This is a genomic window from Paenibacillus enshidis (genome assembly GCF_042136365.1).
Taxonomy (GTDB): domain Bacteria; phylum Bacillota; class Bacilli; order Paenibacillales; family Paenibacillaceae; genus Paenibacillus; species Paenibacillus enshidis.
Genome location: NZ_JBHHMI010000090.1, coordinates 1 through 397 on the forward strand (window position 1 = coordinate 1; position 397 = coordinate 397).

Here is a 397-nt window from a genome sequence, read left to right on the forward strand (position 1 = left end):
CGTCGGAAATGACCATGTTCGTTACACTGCTGTTTGAAACGGTATTGCGGGCACGGATCGTATACTCGATCGTATCGCCAACTTCGATGCCGCCACCGTTCACATCTTTCGCTGATTTCTCGGACTCCAGCACTGGGGTGCGCGAATCATCGTCGTCATCGTCGTTCGATCCACCGCCACCACCACCGCCTGAGCCTCCGTTACCCGGATCTTGCGGATCTGTGGGAGGATCTACCGGTGGAACTGGTGGTTCAACAGGCGGTTCCTCAACAACAACTTTTTCCGTTGGCTCGCCTGGTTGACCAATGTTGTCGCCGGTTACTTTCCCGGTGTTCTGAATCGTTTTGCCGCCTTGACCGTCCTGGATCACCGCCTGGAACTCCAGCGTATGCCAGCT

The 397-nt window shown here is 55.9% G+C and carries 1 pseudogene; it reads right to left on the reverse strand.

The window, feature by feature from the left end:
* Positions 1-397 (reverse strand): annotated as a pseudogene (locus ACE41H_RS25215) (hypothetical protein); the annotation flags it as partial.